The following is a 13,914-nucleotide window of genomic DNA, read 5'->3' on the forward strand; positions in this document are numbered from 1 at the left end:
CGCAGGAGCGAAAGTTGAATCTAATTTACCGCGTTAAATGTTCAAAAAACAGTGAATACGGGCCTACGTCGTCAGCTTTTTATATTCGGAAGGCGCGCAGCCGGCAATCTTCTTGAACACCTGTGAAAAATACTGCGGATTATCGCCGAAGCCCAATTGTTCCGCTAACTCGAACATTTTGACATCATCATTCATTTTGATCATTTCCATCGCTTTCCGGATTCTCACCGTGACAACGTAGTTAGAGAAGCGCTCACCCGTCTCTTTTTTGAACAATTTGCCCAAATAATCGGGGTTCATATACAGCATTTTGTGCGCTACCCAGTTGAGTGACAGCTCGGCGTTCGAGAGCTCGGCATTCACAATATCGATCACTTTCTGAATGACCTGGGAATGCTTATTTCTGTTCTGTTCAAAAATGGCGTGAGTAATTTCTGAAGCGGTTTGCTTTAGCAGCTGGATGCTTGCCTGCAGTGTTTCCAACTGCGAGATATGGCCAATAAGCCCCATATACTGGTGCATTTGCGGTTCTGCACATAACCTTGTCATGGAAATAAAGCTTTGAATGACATACGATTTTGTCGTCTGAATGTCCAATCGGGAGTTCACAAGAAGCTCTTGAAACGCTTCAATACTAGCTTCAGCTTCTTCCCAATTTCCTGCGCGGATCGGAAATAGAATGCGATCTTCATCAAAAACGAACTGGGCTTTACTCGGCTGCGCAGAACCCAAAATGTCGCGCATCGTGATAAGGCCGCCTTCAGCTAGATAAAAACGATGGCTCAAGCAATCTATCGCTTGCAGATAAAGTTTTCTGGCTTCCCCGATTTCCCCAGACTCGCTTAAAGCGGCGGTAGTATCGATTTTGTAATACAGCATGAAAATGCGCCGGATTTCTTCAATTTGCTCCTGCAGCCGCGCCATATCGTCCTGATCCTCGATCATGACCAAAATTTGCTCCGCAATGGTAGAGCTTAGAAGCGGTTCATCGAGAATATCTTCGGCAATATTTTTCACGGCAAATAAATGCTCGTATTCGAACTTGTCTTCGAGCCGGAATAACAATAATCGAACTTTCCTTCCGCTGACATGCAGTCCGAATAAATCCTGATAATATTCCCAGTCGCGGCTGCCATACGATTTATTCGTCACGAATTCCTTCAGGAATTGCTCTTTGACATGCGGAAGTACTTTCTGCAAATTGGCTTTCATCGACTGAATGAAGCCTTCTTTGCTCTCCTCCTGTTTGTACTCGGCAGCTATTTCACTAAGCGCTTTCAAAATGCTGTTTTCGTTGCATGGCTTCAACAAGTAGTGTTTGACGCCATGCTGCATCGCAATTTGCGCATATTCGAATTCATCAAAACCCGAAAGCATAATGAAGCGCGTATGGGGATGTGTTTCTTTGACTTTAGCGACTAACTGCAAGCCGTCCATGCCAGGCATCCGAATATCACTGATGACAATATCCGGCTCGTGTTCACAGACAAAGGCGTAAGCTTCAATCCCGTTACGGGCGGTTCCTATGAGCTCGGTATCGACCGATTGCCAATCCACAATGGATGAAATCCCTTCCAGAATCATCCGTTCATCATCAACCAATAACACTTTGTACATCGTCGTTACCCTCTTTTCGTCATCGGAATTCGAATGGTAATACATGCGCCGCCATCCGTGCGATTCTCTACTTGAATACCGAATTCTTCGCCAAACGACAGCTTGATCCGTTCGTCAATATTTTTCAGGCCGATGCCTGTGCCTTTGGATTGGCGCTCCCCTGTCAGGATTTTTTCTAAATAAGCCTCATCAATACCCGGGCCATTATCTTCAACGATTAGAAAAACAGAATCGCCTTCCTCCCGCCCCCAAATGTGGATGATACAAGGTTCCAGCATGACCTCGACTGCATACTTAATCGCATTTTCGAGCAAAGGCTGCAATGTCAATTTCGGAATGCAATGACCTCGCAAAGCTTCCGGAACGTCGAGCCGGAAATCCAAACGCTCCTCGAAACGGACCTTTTGAATCGTAATATAATGCTGCACAAGCTTCAGTTCGTCTTCAATCGGAATCATATCCTGCTTTAAACTAATCGACGAACGAAGCAGATAACCCAGCGATTCCACCATTTGTGAAACTTGCTGCTGCCCATTCATCTTGGAAATCCAGTTGATCGACTCCAACGTGTTATACAGAAAATGCGGATTGATCTGCGCTTGTAACGAGCGAAACTCCGTCTCTTTGATAATGAGCTGCTTCGTGTAATTCTCTTTGATCAATTCCTGTATCCGCACAATCATCATGCGGTACGTCCGCTGAAGCAGTCCCACTTCATCCATCTGCTGCGAAATCGGGGCAATCGGCGGAAGCTCCGAATTTTCCAGATCGCCGATTTGCAGCCCCCGCATATTGCTTATTAAGCCTTCAATAGGACGAGTGACGCTGCGCGCAACCGCCATCCCGAATCCAACAAGCAGAAAAAAAGAAATAAGGAATGCGGCGATCATCCAATTTTTCATCAAAGTCAGATTATAAAAAATGGTTTGGAACGGCAGTGTATTGTAATAGGTCCAGCCCAAATAATCGGAATGGATGTGCGACACAAAATATTTCTCGCCATCCTGTTCAATAATGCGAAATCCCCTCGCAGAAGCTCCTACCGGGCTGTTTTCGCTAATCAATGACTTCATGCTCACAGACCTCGGATATACTAAAGTCCCTTTGGAGACAATAATGAGCTCGCCGTCGCGGGTCACAGCTTCTCTCGCATATTGATTCACCATCTTGTCCAAATTGACATGCAGCACCAGGCTGCCAAGCTTCTTCAGCTCCAAATTGTCGGAGGATCGGATTTGCCTCGTTGCAATAAGGCTGTAATCCTGCTCATCCGGATTTACCCAGCCCAAGCTGCCCGCTCCGCGATCCGATGTTTCTTGGATCAGAGCTTTCCGCTCGGGAGAAAGCGTTGTCAAATTTCCGCTGGAGTAGCTGTTTCCCATCACGTCGGTAATATCCGCGGCTGAAATATACGTCTCCGAGTTAATGTACTGGACCAGCCTGTCTACAAGCTTGGCGCGGGATTGGATGCGGATATAATCCGATTCATTCGAATTCATCACAATCAAGTGCTGCTGAATTTGCTCATCCGACATGATGCTGAACGTCAGCCGCTCCACTTTGTTCAACTCATTCTCAATCAATGTGGAGGAAAGATTCAGAACTTGCGACGATTTCTCGTAAATTTGCTGATCATACATCGAAAAAGCGATCTGTAAGCCTACCAGTGAAATGCTGGAGCTGACAGCCATTGTAATGGTAATAAGCAGAAACAGCTTCGCTTTAATCCGCATATTCCGAATTTCATCGAACCAGAGGCGGAAGCCCGTTTTCATGTAAAGTCACCACTTTTCTTTCTGTGTAAGGTCTTGTAGCACTGATTCTTCGCGGTGGAGAGCGCCATTCCCTTTAACTTCATAAAAAAAGGATGCTGGAATTAACTCCCAACACCCCTTTTACCGTCCTACGACCTGCTTCGCTTCAGAACTCGCACCCCGTATGGTTGAAGCACTAAGCTTGAATTGACTGGGCCTGAACCCGTTGTCTCATCGGAATTAAACATATCGGAATAAGTTTGTTCATCGAGCAAAACCGTCTGATCTTGGTCGCTGAAATTCATCAGGAAAATGAAATCATGCTTCCCATCTGTACGGATTTGTGCTGTCACCTGGTGAGGCAGTTCCGTTTGTAAAGCTGGCTTGATATGGGCCTCTTTTATAATCTGCTTATAGAAACTATTCTGGAACGATTGCTCCGCACGAGCTGCTATGTAGTAAGCTTTCCCTTGTCCAAACCGATTAACCGTCAGGGCTGGCCTGCCTGCATAGAAATCTTCACCATAAACAGCAAGGGCCTGAGCCCCTTCCAAGTGGATCAACTCGCACAGCTCACGAACCTTAAAAGCCCCTGTTAGTTCAAGCGAGTTCCCCTCTGTGCAGATGATTTGATTTTCATCCTGATCGTAAAGCCCGTCGATCTCTTCCGACCAGATGCCAAGCGTTTGACGAAGCGGCCCCGGGAATCCACCAAGGAAGCACAAATCGTTCTCATCGACGATGCCCGACCAGTAGGTGGCTACGAAAGTGCCTCCACCAGCAACGAATTGCTCAATCCGCTCTCCGACCCCTGGACGAACCATATAAAGCATTGGAGCGACAACGAGCTTATATTTGCTAAAATCCCCTGTCATATCAATGACATCAACCGGGATGCCTTGATCCCAGAAAGCTTGATAATGACTTAGAACCGTCTGCTCATAGTTGATTCCCATGTTGCGTGGACCTTGCGAATCTTTCACCGCCCAACGGTTCTCCCAGTCGAAAATGACGGCTGTTTCCGCCGGCACTGTCGTACCCAAAATGTCCGTCAGCTGCTCAAGATGGCCTCCTAGCTCTGCAACATCACGGAATACTCGCGTATGTTCATGACCGACATGATCGACAACGGCGCCATGAAGCTTCTCGCTCGCGCCCCGGCTTTTGCGCCACTGGAAATATTGAACTGAATCCGAACCGTGTGCGACAGCCTGCAAAGAGGATAGCAGATGCATGCCCGGCCTCTTCAGCTTGGAAACGGGCTGCCAATTCGTAGTGCTCGGTGTGCTCTCCATCAGCAGAAACGGTTGTCCGCCTCGCAGGGAGCGGAACATGTCATGATTGAGTGAAAACCACGCAGCTAAGCTGCTTTGATCCTTGGCATGATGCCAAGTTGGATAGGCATCCCATGAGATCACGTCCAGCACATCCGTGAACTTCCAGTAGTTCAATCCTTCGTATGCGTCCATGAGATTGGCTGTCACCGGAAGTTCTGCGTTGATGGCTTTCAGTGGAGCGATCTCATGACGGCAGAAGTCAACGGTCTGGTCTGTCACGAAGCGCTTCCAATCCAGATTCATGGCATGCACAAGTTTCTCGCCGTGTGGAGCCGGGGATTCGATTTGCGACCAGCTTGTATACGTGTGGCTCCAGAAGCTTGTCCACCATGCCTGGTTCAGCGCATCAAGTGTTCCATATTTGCTTTGCAGCCATCCACGAAACGCCTCTTGGCAATAATGGCAATGACAGTCATCGCTATATTCATTGGAGATATGCCAACCTACAACGGCTGGATGCTGAGAGTAGCGTTCAGCCAATCTTCGATTCATCTCCGTTACTTTCTCACGATAGACGGGGGATGTGTAGCAATGATTATGGCGTGCCCCGAAGAGATTACGCACACGATTAGCGCCGACGCGCAGCACTTCCGGATACTTCTCCGCCATCCATGCCGGTCTTGCCCCGCTCGGAGTAGCCAACCAGGCGTAGATGCCGTTTTCGGCAAAGGTATCCAGCACGCGGTCCAACCATTCGAAGGTAAACACCCCTTCTTCCGGTTCAAGTGCAGACCAACCAAAAATGCCGACAGCCATTACATTGCATTTAGCAAGCTTCATCAGACGAATATCTTCTTCAAGCACCTGTGGATCATGCTGCCATTGATCGGGATTATAATCGGCGCCATGCATGAAAACAGGAAGCTTAGGACTAACAGGCGGAAATTTGTATGGCAAGTTGTTCACCTCTTGGATATTTTTGGCGTTGATCGAAGTGTCGATTTCATACCATAAGTATCCATGACATCGCTTACTAGTGCAACCTCATTTTCATTTAGAAAAGCCGAAGCATGGCTTAACCATGCCCCGGCTTATGTTGTTCATGCTTGCACGCTTTTACTTTGAATCACTTTAAGTAAGCAATCGCAGGTTGCAAGATGCATCCCTTCATGGACAACTCCGAAATTGAGTAGCTCTCCTACTTTATAAAATGTGAGCGGCCCAAATGGCAATGGACTTTCGAATGTTGCCTCCAGACTCTCTGGGGATAACTCGCTAATTTGGTTTAATTGGGCGGATAACTGCACAATGAGTTCTTCTTTTGATGGTGGAATGTGGGTCCAGCTTGCCGGCGATGTTCCGGAGTTGAAGTATGTGGCATAGCTTTCGGGAATCATCGAATCCTTCGCGAACCCAATCTTCATATAAGCATCCATCCAATAAATCATGTGGCCAACGTTCCAACGTATCGTGTTATTGTAGGAATCTGCTTGAACATCAAATAGTTCCTCCGGGATGCTCTGCACCTTGTGAAGTACCACCTGACGTACTGTTTTTGCCGTGCCGATAATGGTTTCTGACATTTGAATTTCCTCCTTTGGATGAGAAGCATTTGGTATGCTTTTAGTATAGGTTCCATGGGAGGTACCATCAATACAGTGCAAATTACCGGAACGTTAAGTATAAGTTAATGATCATGCATTGACATAAAAACAAGATGAAGCAACAATAAAGATTGAAAATGCCTTCAATTTTCAGCCATGCATTTGAAAGCGAGTGTGAGCTATGGAATTAAAGCAGCTGCAGTATTTTATGGCGATTTGTGAAGAACTTCATTTCACGAGAGCCGCCGATAAAATGGGAGTGAGCGCTCCCAATATCAGCCAACAGATTAGAAGATTAGAAGAAGAACTAGGCGTTCTCCTTTTCGATCGAGTAGGCAAAACAATTGTCCTCACAGAAGCAGGAGCCATTCTGCAAGAACATGGTGCAGCCGTGTTCGGGCATCTGAAGCAAGCGAGCGATGCCATTGCCGATCTGAAGCAAATGCAGGGAGGATCGTTATCCATCGGTGTCTTGCCCGGTGATGCGGACCTCATGTTTAATGCCTTGTTGCTGAGCTTCCATCAGTCCTATCCCACTATTACGCTCTCACTTTTGGAAACCACGAGAGTTACGGAACAAGTGCTGGATCGAAGCATCGATGTTGGCGTCACAATCGGACCTGTCAGCGATGAGAGGCTCACCGCCATCCCTCTATTTCACGAAGAATTTTCGCTGGCTGTAAGTAGGAATGATCCCCTTGCCGATGAGAATTTCATCCCACTGAGCAAGCTGAATGACTTAAAAATGGTCATGTTTCCTCCCGACCATCAATGCCGTAAGCTGATTGACCTCTTCTGCATGGAGAAAGGGTTTACTCTGCAGCCGCATATGGTGACTACAACGTTATCCTCCCTCCTCCAAATGGTGCAGAGCGGAATTGGCGCCTGCGTGCTGCCACGCCTGCTGCTCGATACCCTTCCAAACAAAGAGATAAAGGTTGTTAGCCTGCGGCAGCCCACTCCTTCCCAGGACATTTGTCTCATCTACCGCAGCGATAGGTATGTCGGATATGCGATGCGTACTTTTATAAAAACGCTTAGAGCCTACGTCGAAGCCGCCATTCAACAAGCGAAAACTTCTTAGTGTGATAAGGGAAGACGCCTGCTGCATAGGTGAGTGCGCGGTCCTCCACCGGCTTACCTCTTGCGAGAAGTATCTGACAGCTAACGGACTGAGATGACTCTATTCGCTGCTTTTAAGAGAATTTTAGCGTCTAATGAACTCCAGAGCCGCTATCGGCCTTGAATTAGCCCACAACGGAGACAAATTCTAATAATAACGTTGCCTCAGTCCGTTAGCACTTCAAATCCGCTGGATTTGGCAAAATAACGGCTGCTGGGTCCGTAAAAAAGGCTATCCCTCCGCCATTTTCATGACTTCTGGGACAGCCTTTTCGCAATTTATGTACTATTCTAAATAGAAAACTTCGCGCATCGGTTGAATCGGTACGGCTTCACGGAAGTCGAAGGAGCCTACGACCATTTTGCTCGTAATCGCGTTCCATCGATTGCAAGCCTCACTCTCAGCCAAGTAGGCAAAAGCGGCTTCCAAGTCATCACATAAAAAGCAATAGAAGAATTGATTGCCATTTTGGAAGATCGAGTAATCCCTGATTCCTGCTTTGCTGTGTTCTTCCATAATTTCTGGCCAAGGCGCCAAATGCATTCGGACGTATTCCTCCAGATCTTCCTCCCGAATCGTCCATGTCCATGCGAACTTCCCGCTAGTGGTCATGCGTTACACCCTCTCCCCATTTATTGGATAACCGATTACTTTTACTTTACAGCGCTAAGTCTGTCCCGTCAATGCTCATCCCCCTCAAAATAAAAATAAACAAAAAAAAGAAGTCACAAGGACTTCCGTTTTTTCGCTTTTACATTTGTTTTATGCGACGAGACGCACAAACAAACCAAACAAAAGAAGCAAAACAAAGCAGAGCAATAAACCCATATCCGCCAAATACATCATAGCGCGCTGCGAAATAGCCAAAACCAAGACCTGCGAACGTGCTCAGCACATTCTCCCCTAACGACTGAAAGGAATCGATGGTTGCCCTCATGTTCGAATCTATGCGGTGATGCAAATAACCGGAGGCAAGCGGCTGCATGACGCCAGAGAACAGGCAGATGAGGAGCATGGCTGCCAATCCGATGTCATCATGGCGAATAGAAACACAGAGGAATCCGATCGTGATGATCGCCGTAATAAAGACAATCAGCCTCTTGTAACTGATTCGCCGCAAAAGCGCATAGGCCAGCAGATTGCCAGGCAGCTGCAAAAGCATGATAACCGAAGACAGTACCCCGAAAAAATAGACAGGCGTCCCTAACCGGCTCGCATACAACTGCCAAAATTCCTCAACATAGCTCATCGAAGCACCAGTGACCATACCGGAAAGCATAACCAGCGAGACATTGGAATTTTTTCTGAAAAATCGCAACGATGCCGTGACATACGTTTTAAAAGGAATAGCTTCCTCAGCATCCATGCCGTCTGCACACCTCAGCGGCTCGATCAACAGGAACGCTAGCATCAGGGCAATACCCGAACTGACAAGCGATAACCAGTAGTTCAGCTCAAGACCGAATTTACCAGCGAGCAAGCTACCGCAGAGTGCCGCAAGGATAGCCGAGAGCAAATCACAGGCGTTCAATCGTCCCAGCAGCTTTTCGAAATGGGATACTTTTCCCTGCTGCATTAACGTGTCATACAACAAAGCATTCTCCGATCCGCTGCTTGCCGAACGAGAGATGCCTGCCAAGAAAACGACGAGCGCGAAATGCCAGAACTCTGTCGCAACGATCAGAATCAGAAACTCGCAACAGCCCAGCAGGGCGCTTAGAACGAGCATTTTTTTCCTGCCCCATTTGTCCGCTATTACACCTGTCGGAACTTCTAGCAGCACGATGGTCAGTGCAAAAATAATTTCCGTATATACGACCATCTGAATGGACATGCCCCGCTCCTCCCAGTACAATCTCTCGATGACATAAGCCGGGATGAGACTGGAAAAAAAGCGAAGCGCAAACAGTATGCGTATGTTCCTTATGTTGCTCATATGGAGCTCCTCTCCGAAATCTGATTGGGTACATAGACTCAACCGGATCGGGGGTGCTCGTGAACAACGAAACGTTACGTCTTAGCAGGGAGGCCTTGCGAACTTGTTGAACCTCATCACTTGAGGATCTCCTCCATTCGTCAAAATCTCATTTCAATGGTTCATTTATTGGGATAATAATACCTTGTAAATTTTTATGACACTAAAATGCATGCCTTCATGATATAAATTAAAGCTGAGGAACTGCTCTAAGGATTCGAGCTTCATCCCTGCGGAAGTTGTATAAGGCGTCACGTTGTCTTGCAGTCGGTCTCCCAGTTCACTCTGTATTCTCTCAATCTGTCTTTTTAGCAGCATTTTCAGCTCTGAGAGGGTCGGAACGACAATGTCTGCCGGCGTAGTTAATGGGGAAGTTTTGTATTCAAATTGCTCCTTGAACCCCTCCGGTAGTTGTTGAGGAAGCCCCATGTATTGAAAAGCGTACCTTTCCATGACGACATAAATGTGTCCCAACTGCCACCGGATTGAATTGCGGAATCCATTCGGAATCTGGTCCGCCGTTTCTTCCGAAATCCCTTCAACTGCTTGAAGGACTTGATTTCTAACGAATGCCAACTGCCTGAATAAGAAATGTTCCAAAAATCCTCACTCCTTTAGCGACTCTTTTGGCCTATTGTAGCACACATCCCCATTAGGGAGTATATGGAAAAAACGAGTATAGCGGCTTAATCTATACATGACTACTTAACCAACGCGCGCTGTTAAGCACGAGACGTCGATAGGCTTCGGGTTGGAAAGAAGGAGCATGATGTCCAGGCTGCAAGTACACAACCTTCCCTAAACCATAAGCGTGCTCCCATGCCGCGGGATACCGTTTCCCTTCAAATTCAAACTCCATAAATACCGTTTTTTTCGTAAAAGGATCAAATTCGAACAAGTACGGCTCTTCGTCCAAATTGAAGTTCTCGACACCTTCCAGTAAAGGATGCTCGGCTGCTGACCTATAATAAGCTAGAGGCTGATAAGGAGGATGTCCCGTAAACTTGGCGCCGATCATCTGCAGCAGCTCGTAGCTGCGCTGGAGAGAAATACCATTATGGATGACTAGCAGACTGCCTCCTCCTGCGACATATCGCAGCAATCCCGCGGTTTGATGCGGCGTCAGGTCTCGCTTCCAACAATCCGTGTAGGAAATGCACAGTGGAAACTGGTTGTGGTCCAATTCCGAGAAGACTTGATAGTCTTCCGTAGCGGTTAGCGCAAACTCGTCGCCAAGAATAGCCGCAAGCTGCTGTCTGGCAGGCTCCAGTGGATGCCAAGGAGCATCCGTGTTATCACCGATCAGCATGACTTTTATCTCGCTCATAGGTCCTTCTCCTCCCCCATTTACCATGGCAGCTCTTTTCCGCTGTCGGCTTCGATATAAAGCGGCAGTGCCGTAAGCTTGTCCTTGTGCTCTTCAATCCGATTCAAAATATTCGCGGCGGCTTCTTCCGATGTATAGGTGCCAGCCGGATTCCATTCGCCGCTCATAAATGATTTGACCCAGCCTGGGTGAATCAGCAGGACACGCCCGCCTTCTTTGCGAATTTTGTTATGAATGACCGTGGAGCCCATGTTCAGAGCCGACTTGGCCATACAGTACCCGAACCACGCATCCCGATGGCTGTTCGCAATGCTGCCCGCTTCGGAGGATATGTTAACAATCAGCTTGCCGCCATTCATGATCGGCTCAAGTAAGCTATTCGCCATACGAATAGCGCCAAGCGCTGACACATTATACACTCGCTGAATCTCTTCGAAATCAAGGTCATCTTCAATCGTCTTCACCGTATCGCCGAGGATGGCGGCATTGTTGATCAAAAACTCCAATTGATTGGACCTACTTTTGATATAACGAACTGCTTCCTTGACACTCTCATCAGAGCCCACATCCAATTTGAAAACGTGCAGTTGATCCGGAAATTGAGCCCCGAGCTTGGTCAGCTCCTCGTTATTGCCCATAATGCCGCCAGCATAGACGGTGTATCCTTGATGCAATAAAGCTTCCGTAATTGCAAGTCCAATCCCTCTGTCTGTTCCGGTTACACAAACTGCCTTGTTCGACAACATCTCCTAGCTCCCACCATTCCTAGGTATTAGACAAGCTTCAGCTCTTTCACAGATCCGTCTTGATAACCAACGATAACTCTTGCAGCCATCTTAATGAATAATCCATTATCGACGACACCCGGAATATGATTGATGGCATCATGGCATTCACTTGGTCTTGTAATCTGCTTAAAATCACAATCCAGAATGTAATTGCCATTATCCGTCGTAAAAGGCTGCTGATCCATCATTCTCAGCTTTGGTTCGCATCCCAGCGCGCTAAGCTTGTTGCGTGTAAGCTCATAAGCAAACTTCACAACTTCAACCGGCAAGTGGAATTTCCCCAACTGGTCGACAACCTTGCTTTCATCAACAACAATAATAAGTTGTTTGCTGGATGAAGCGATGATTTTCTCACGGAGCAGCGCACCGCCTCCGCCTTTGACCAGATTCCACGCACCGTCTACTTCGTCAGCGCCATCAATCGTTACATCTATTTCCTCTACTTCAGAAAAAGGAATCAATGGAATGCCAAGCTCTTTAGCCAAGTTCTCAGATTGTACGGAAGTTGCTACTGCCTTTATTTGCAGCCCGCTCAGAACTCGCTTTCCAATTTGTTGAATTGCCCAATAGGCTGTGGAGCCTGTACCTAAGCCTACTGTCATACCATCCTGAATATACTCCACTGCTTTTTCGGCGGCAGTTCGCTTGGGATTACTACTTTCAAGATTCATCTGCAAATGTCAGTCCCTTCTCGGCAAGTGCACGGCGAAGAGGGTCCAGCGACTTGGGTCCCATGCCATGCAGCTTCATGATCTCTTTCTCGGTTGTTTTGCTAAGCTGTTCAAGCCGGTGATATCCGGCACCTGCGAGTGCACGAAGGGCAGGATTTGAAAGCTTAGGCAGATCTGATTGCTCGTCTTCCTTATTCATCCGCGTGTCATTCGTTGACATACCTCGCTCACCTTTCCAATCTTTTTTTCCCAACCAAATCTCGAATTAAAATTGCTACTCGCTCAAGTCCCCATTCCAGCTCATGCAGCTTGGCATAGGCGTACGAGATGCGTAAATAGTTACCTGTATGTCGATTATAAATCGAACCCGGATTTAACAAAACACCCTCTTTGAAAGCTCGCTCGAATAGGATTTGCATCGGAACATCGACTGTTAGCTGTATCCAAATGTAGAAACCTCCCTTTGGCACAGACCAAGTGGCGATCCCCGTGAAAAAAGTTTGGAGCAGCTCCACTGTTCTATCTCTTCTTGACTTCAGCTGCACTCGAATTGAAACAAGATGCTCCTGATACAACCCTCTTCCAAGCCACTCCGCTGCAGCCCATTGGGATACAGAGCTCGAACCGTAGTCATTCTGCATTTTGATATCCGCTAATCGTTCGATAACAGGTTCAGGAGCTACCACCCAACCAATGCGAAGGCCTGGACTTAACGTCTTAGACAGCGTCCCGAGATACAGGACCAGTGCATGCGGGTCCCTCGCTTTAAGAGGTAAAGGAGGCGGTTCATCAAACCAAAGCTCCCTATACGCGTCATCCTCAATAATCGGGAGACCTTCATCCGCGCAAGCATTCATCAGCGACTGGCGCCTCCCCTCGGGCATCAAAATGCCGGTTGGATTTTGAAAAGTAGGAATTGTGTAGAGCAGCGAAGCGTTATACCCCTTTTTGTAACGTCCAATCTGGTTAGTAAGCAGGCCATCCTCATCCATAGGCAACCCTACAAGCTTAATATGGTTTGACTGAAAAACATGGACAGAATACAAGTAGGACGGCTTTTCTAAAAGAATCGAAGAACCTCGCGGCAGCAGCCCGATTGAAATGAGCTGTAGAGCTTGAAGAGCGCCAGAGACGATCAGAATATTCGATGGCGAAGTATTGACGCCAATGCCTTGCAGGTAAGCTGCCAGCTGTTTGCGCAAATACAGATTTCCCTTCGGTTCTTCATATCCTAAGAGGAACGAATTCGTCGAGCTTTCGGCGAAAATCTCCTTCATCCGCTCCGATGGCAGCAAATCTGGCGAAAGCTCCCCTGTCCCAAGCCGAATGATACCTTCTTGAAATTCCGCCCGATTGATGTGTTGGATCGTCGGCTGGTTGGGATAGTGTGCTCCAGCTTGTACATAAGAGCTCCAGTCAGGGGGAGGAGAAGCCGTTAACAGATTCCAAGAGTTATTAATAACTCTTGTTCCGCCTTTGGTGTTGCCCTCCAATAACCCATCAGCAATCAAATCGCTGATCGCCGTGACAACCGTGCTGCGGTTCACGCCAAAATGCTCAGCCAAAGCCCGCTGCGATGGAATTTTGGTCCCAACCGCCCATTCACCCAGCGATATTTTATGGATAATAAACTCTTTAATCTGTTGATATAACGGAGTTTCAGATGATAAATCAGGTCGCCAATCCATCGTTTCCTCCTTCCTTACAGCTCCACTATATCATTTGGTTGGGGTCAGTGCCATCCATTTGGACGGAGACAAATAGCAAAATCCCTCTAT

13 protein-coding genes are annotated in these 13,914 nt (G+C 47.4%); 1 reads left to right on the forward strand and 12 read right to left on the reverse strand.

What is annotated here, in order from left to right:
- Nucleotides 1–63: 63 nt before the first annotated feature.
- The 4 genes from RQP52_RS14280 to RQP52_RS14295 all read right to left on the reverse strand — a co-directional run bounded on the left by RQP52_RS14280 (nucleotide 64) and on the right by RQP52_RS14295 (nucleotide 6,231).
- On the reverse strand, nucleotides 64–1,617 hold the full coding sequence (locus RQP52_RS14280; protein ID WP_315952329.1) for a response regulator transcription factor: 1,554 nt from the start codon (nucleotides 1,615–1,617) through the stop codon (nucleotides 64–66).
- A gap of 5 nt (nucleotides 1,618–1,622) precedes the next feature.
- Nucleotides 1,623–3,392: a cache domain-containing sensor histidine kinase gene (locus tag RQP52_RS14285; RefSeq protein ID WP_315952331.1), complete on the reverse strand. Its 1,770-nt coding sequence runs from the start codon at nucleotides 3,390–3,392 to the stop codon at nucleotides 1,623–1,625.
- Nucleotides 3,393–3,520: 128 nt separating this feature from the next.
- Complete coding sequence (locus tag RQP52_RS14290; protein WP_315952767.1) at nucleotides 3,521–5,560, reverse strand: beta-galactosidase; 2,040 nt, start codon at nucleotides 5,558–5,560, stop codon at nucleotides 3,521–3,523.
- Between the two features lie 188 nt (nucleotides 5,561–5,748).
- Nucleotides 5,749–6,231, reverse strand: coding sequence for a DinB family protein (locus tag RQP52_RS14295; RefSeq protein ID WP_315952332.1), 483 nt, complete (start codon nucleotides 6,229–6,231; stop codon nucleotides 5,749–5,751).
- Between the two features lie 202 nt (nucleotides 6,232–6,433).
- Between RQP52_RS14295 and RQP52_RS14300 the strand changes: the two genes are divergently transcribed.
- Nucleotides 6,434–7,336, forward strand: coding sequence for a LysR family transcriptional regulator (locus RQP52_RS14300; protein WP_315952333.1), 903 nt, complete (start codon nucleotides 6,434–6,436; stop codon nucleotides 7,334–7,336).
- Nucleotides 7,337–7,660: 324 nt separating this feature from the next.
- Here the strand turns inward: RQP52_RS14300 and RQP52_RS14305 are convergent, their stop codons facing one another.
- The 8 genes from RQP52_RS14305 to RQP52_RS14340 all read right to left on the reverse strand — a co-directional run bounded on the left by RQP52_RS14305 (nucleotide 7,661) and on the right by RQP52_RS14340 (nucleotide 13,824).
- The gene (locus tag RQP52_RS14305; protein WP_315952335.1) at nucleotides 7,661–7,987 is read right to left on the reverse strand and encodes an L-rhamnose mutarotase; all 327 of its coding nucleotides are present in this window, start codon (nucleotides 7,985–7,987) and stop codon (nucleotides 7,661–7,663) included.
- A gap of 139 nt (nucleotides 7,988–8,126) precedes the next feature.
- Nucleotides 8,127–9,311, reverse strand: a complete 1,185-nt coding sequence (locus tag RQP52_RS14310) for an MFS transporter (protein ID WP_315952336.1) — start codon at nucleotides 9,309–9,311, stop codon at nucleotides 8,127–8,129.
- Nucleotides 9,312–9,476: 165 nt separating this feature from the next.
- Nucleotides 9,477–9,950: a DinB family protein gene (locus tag RQP52_RS14315; RefSeq protein ID WP_315952338.1), complete on the reverse strand. Its 474-nt coding sequence runs from the start codon at nucleotides 9,948–9,950 to the stop codon at nucleotides 9,477–9,479.
- A 91-nt stretch (nucleotides 9,951–10,041) separates the two neighbouring features.
- Nucleotides 10,042–10,677, reverse strand: coding sequence for a ThuA domain-containing protein (locus RQP52_RS14320; protein WP_315952340.1), 636 nt, complete (start codon nucleotides 10,675–10,677; stop codon nucleotides 10,042–10,044).
- Between the two features lie 20 nt (nucleotides 10,678–10,697).
- Nucleotides 10,698–11,423: an SDR family NAD(P)-dependent oxidoreductase gene (locus RQP52_RS14325; RefSeq protein WP_315952342.1), complete on the reverse strand. Its 726-nt coding sequence runs from the start codon at nucleotides 11,421–11,423 to the stop codon at nucleotides 10,698–10,700.
- Nucleotides 11,424–11,449: 26 nt separating this feature from the next.
- Nucleotides 11,450–12,136, reverse strand: a complete 687-nt coding sequence (gene rpiA / locus RQP52_RS14330) for a ribose-5-phosphate isomerase RpiA (protein ID WP_315952768.1) — start codon at nucleotides 12,134–12,136, stop codon at nucleotides 11,450–11,452.
- A complete protein-coding gene (locus RQP52_RS14335) occupies nucleotides 12,126–12,356 on the reverse strand; it encodes a DNA-directed RNA polymerase subunit alpha C-terminal domain-containing protein (RefSeq protein ID WP_315952343.1) in 231 nt (76 codons plus the stop codon). The genes rpiA and RQP52_RS14335 overlap by 11 nt, the downstream gene beginning before the upstream one ends.
- Nucleotides 12,357–12,363: 7 nt before the next feature.
- Nucleotides 12,364–13,824 (reverse strand): aminotransferase-like domain-containing protein, encoded by a 1,461-nt coding sequence (locus RQP52_RS14340; RefSeq protein WP_315952344.1) that lies wholly within the window; start codon nucleotides 13,822–13,824, stop codon nucleotides 12,364–12,366.
- Nucleotides 13,825–13,914: the final 90 nt, after the last annotated feature.

The organism is Paenibacillus violae (assembly GCF_032461945.1).
GTDB classification, from domain to species: domain Bacteria; phylum Bacillota; class Bacilli; order Paenibacillales; family NBRC-103111; genus Paenibacillus_E; species Paenibacillus_E violae.

Coding starts and splice junctions, on each gene's coding strand:
- RQP52_RS14295 (WP_315952332.1), bottom strand. CDS start 6,231: ATGTCAGAAACCATTATCGGCACGGCAAAAACAGTACGTCAGGTGGTA.
- RQP52_RS14300 (WP_315952333.1), top strand. CDS start 6,434: ATGGAATTAAAGCAGCTGCAGTATTTTATGGCGATTTGTGAAGAACTT.
- RQP52_RS14290 (WP_315952767.1), bottom strand. CDS start 5,560: ATGCATGGCGCCGATTATAATCCCGATCAATGGCAGCATGATCCACAG.
- RQP52_RS14325 (WP_315952342.1), bottom strand. CDS start 11,423: ATGTTGTCGAACAAGGCAGTTTGTGTAACCGGAACAGACAGAGGGATT.
- RQP52_RS14280 (WP_315952329.1), bottom strand. CDS start 1,617: ATGTACAAAGTGTTATTGGTTGATGATGAACGGATGATTCTGGAAGGG.
- RQP52_RS14305 (WP_315952335.1), bottom strand. CDS start 7,987: ATGACCACTAGCGGGAAGTTCGCATGGACATGGACGATTCGGGAGGAA.
- RQP52_RS14285 (WP_315952331.1), bottom strand. CDS start 3,392: ATGAAAACGGGCTTCCGCCTCTGGTTCGATGAAATTCGGAATATGCGG.
- RQP52_RS14310 (WP_315952336.1), bottom strand. CDS start 9,311: ATGAGCAACATAAGGAACATACGCATACTGTTTGCGCTTCGCTTTTTT.
- RQP52_RS14340 (WP_315952344.1), bottom strand. CDS start 13,824: ATGGATTGGCGACCTGATTTATCATCTGAAACTCCGTTATATCAACAG.
- RQP52_RS14335 (WP_315952343.1), bottom strand. CDS start 12,356: ATGTCAACGAATGACACGCGGATGAATAAGGAAGACGAGCAATCAGAT.
- RQP52_RS14320 (WP_315952340.1), bottom strand. CDS start 10,677: ATGAGCGAGATAAAAGTCATGCTGATCGGTGATAACACGGATGCTCCT.
- rpiA (WP_315952768.1), bottom strand. CDS start 12,136: ATGAATCTTGAAAGTAGTAATCCCAAGCGAACTGCCGCCGAAAAAGCA.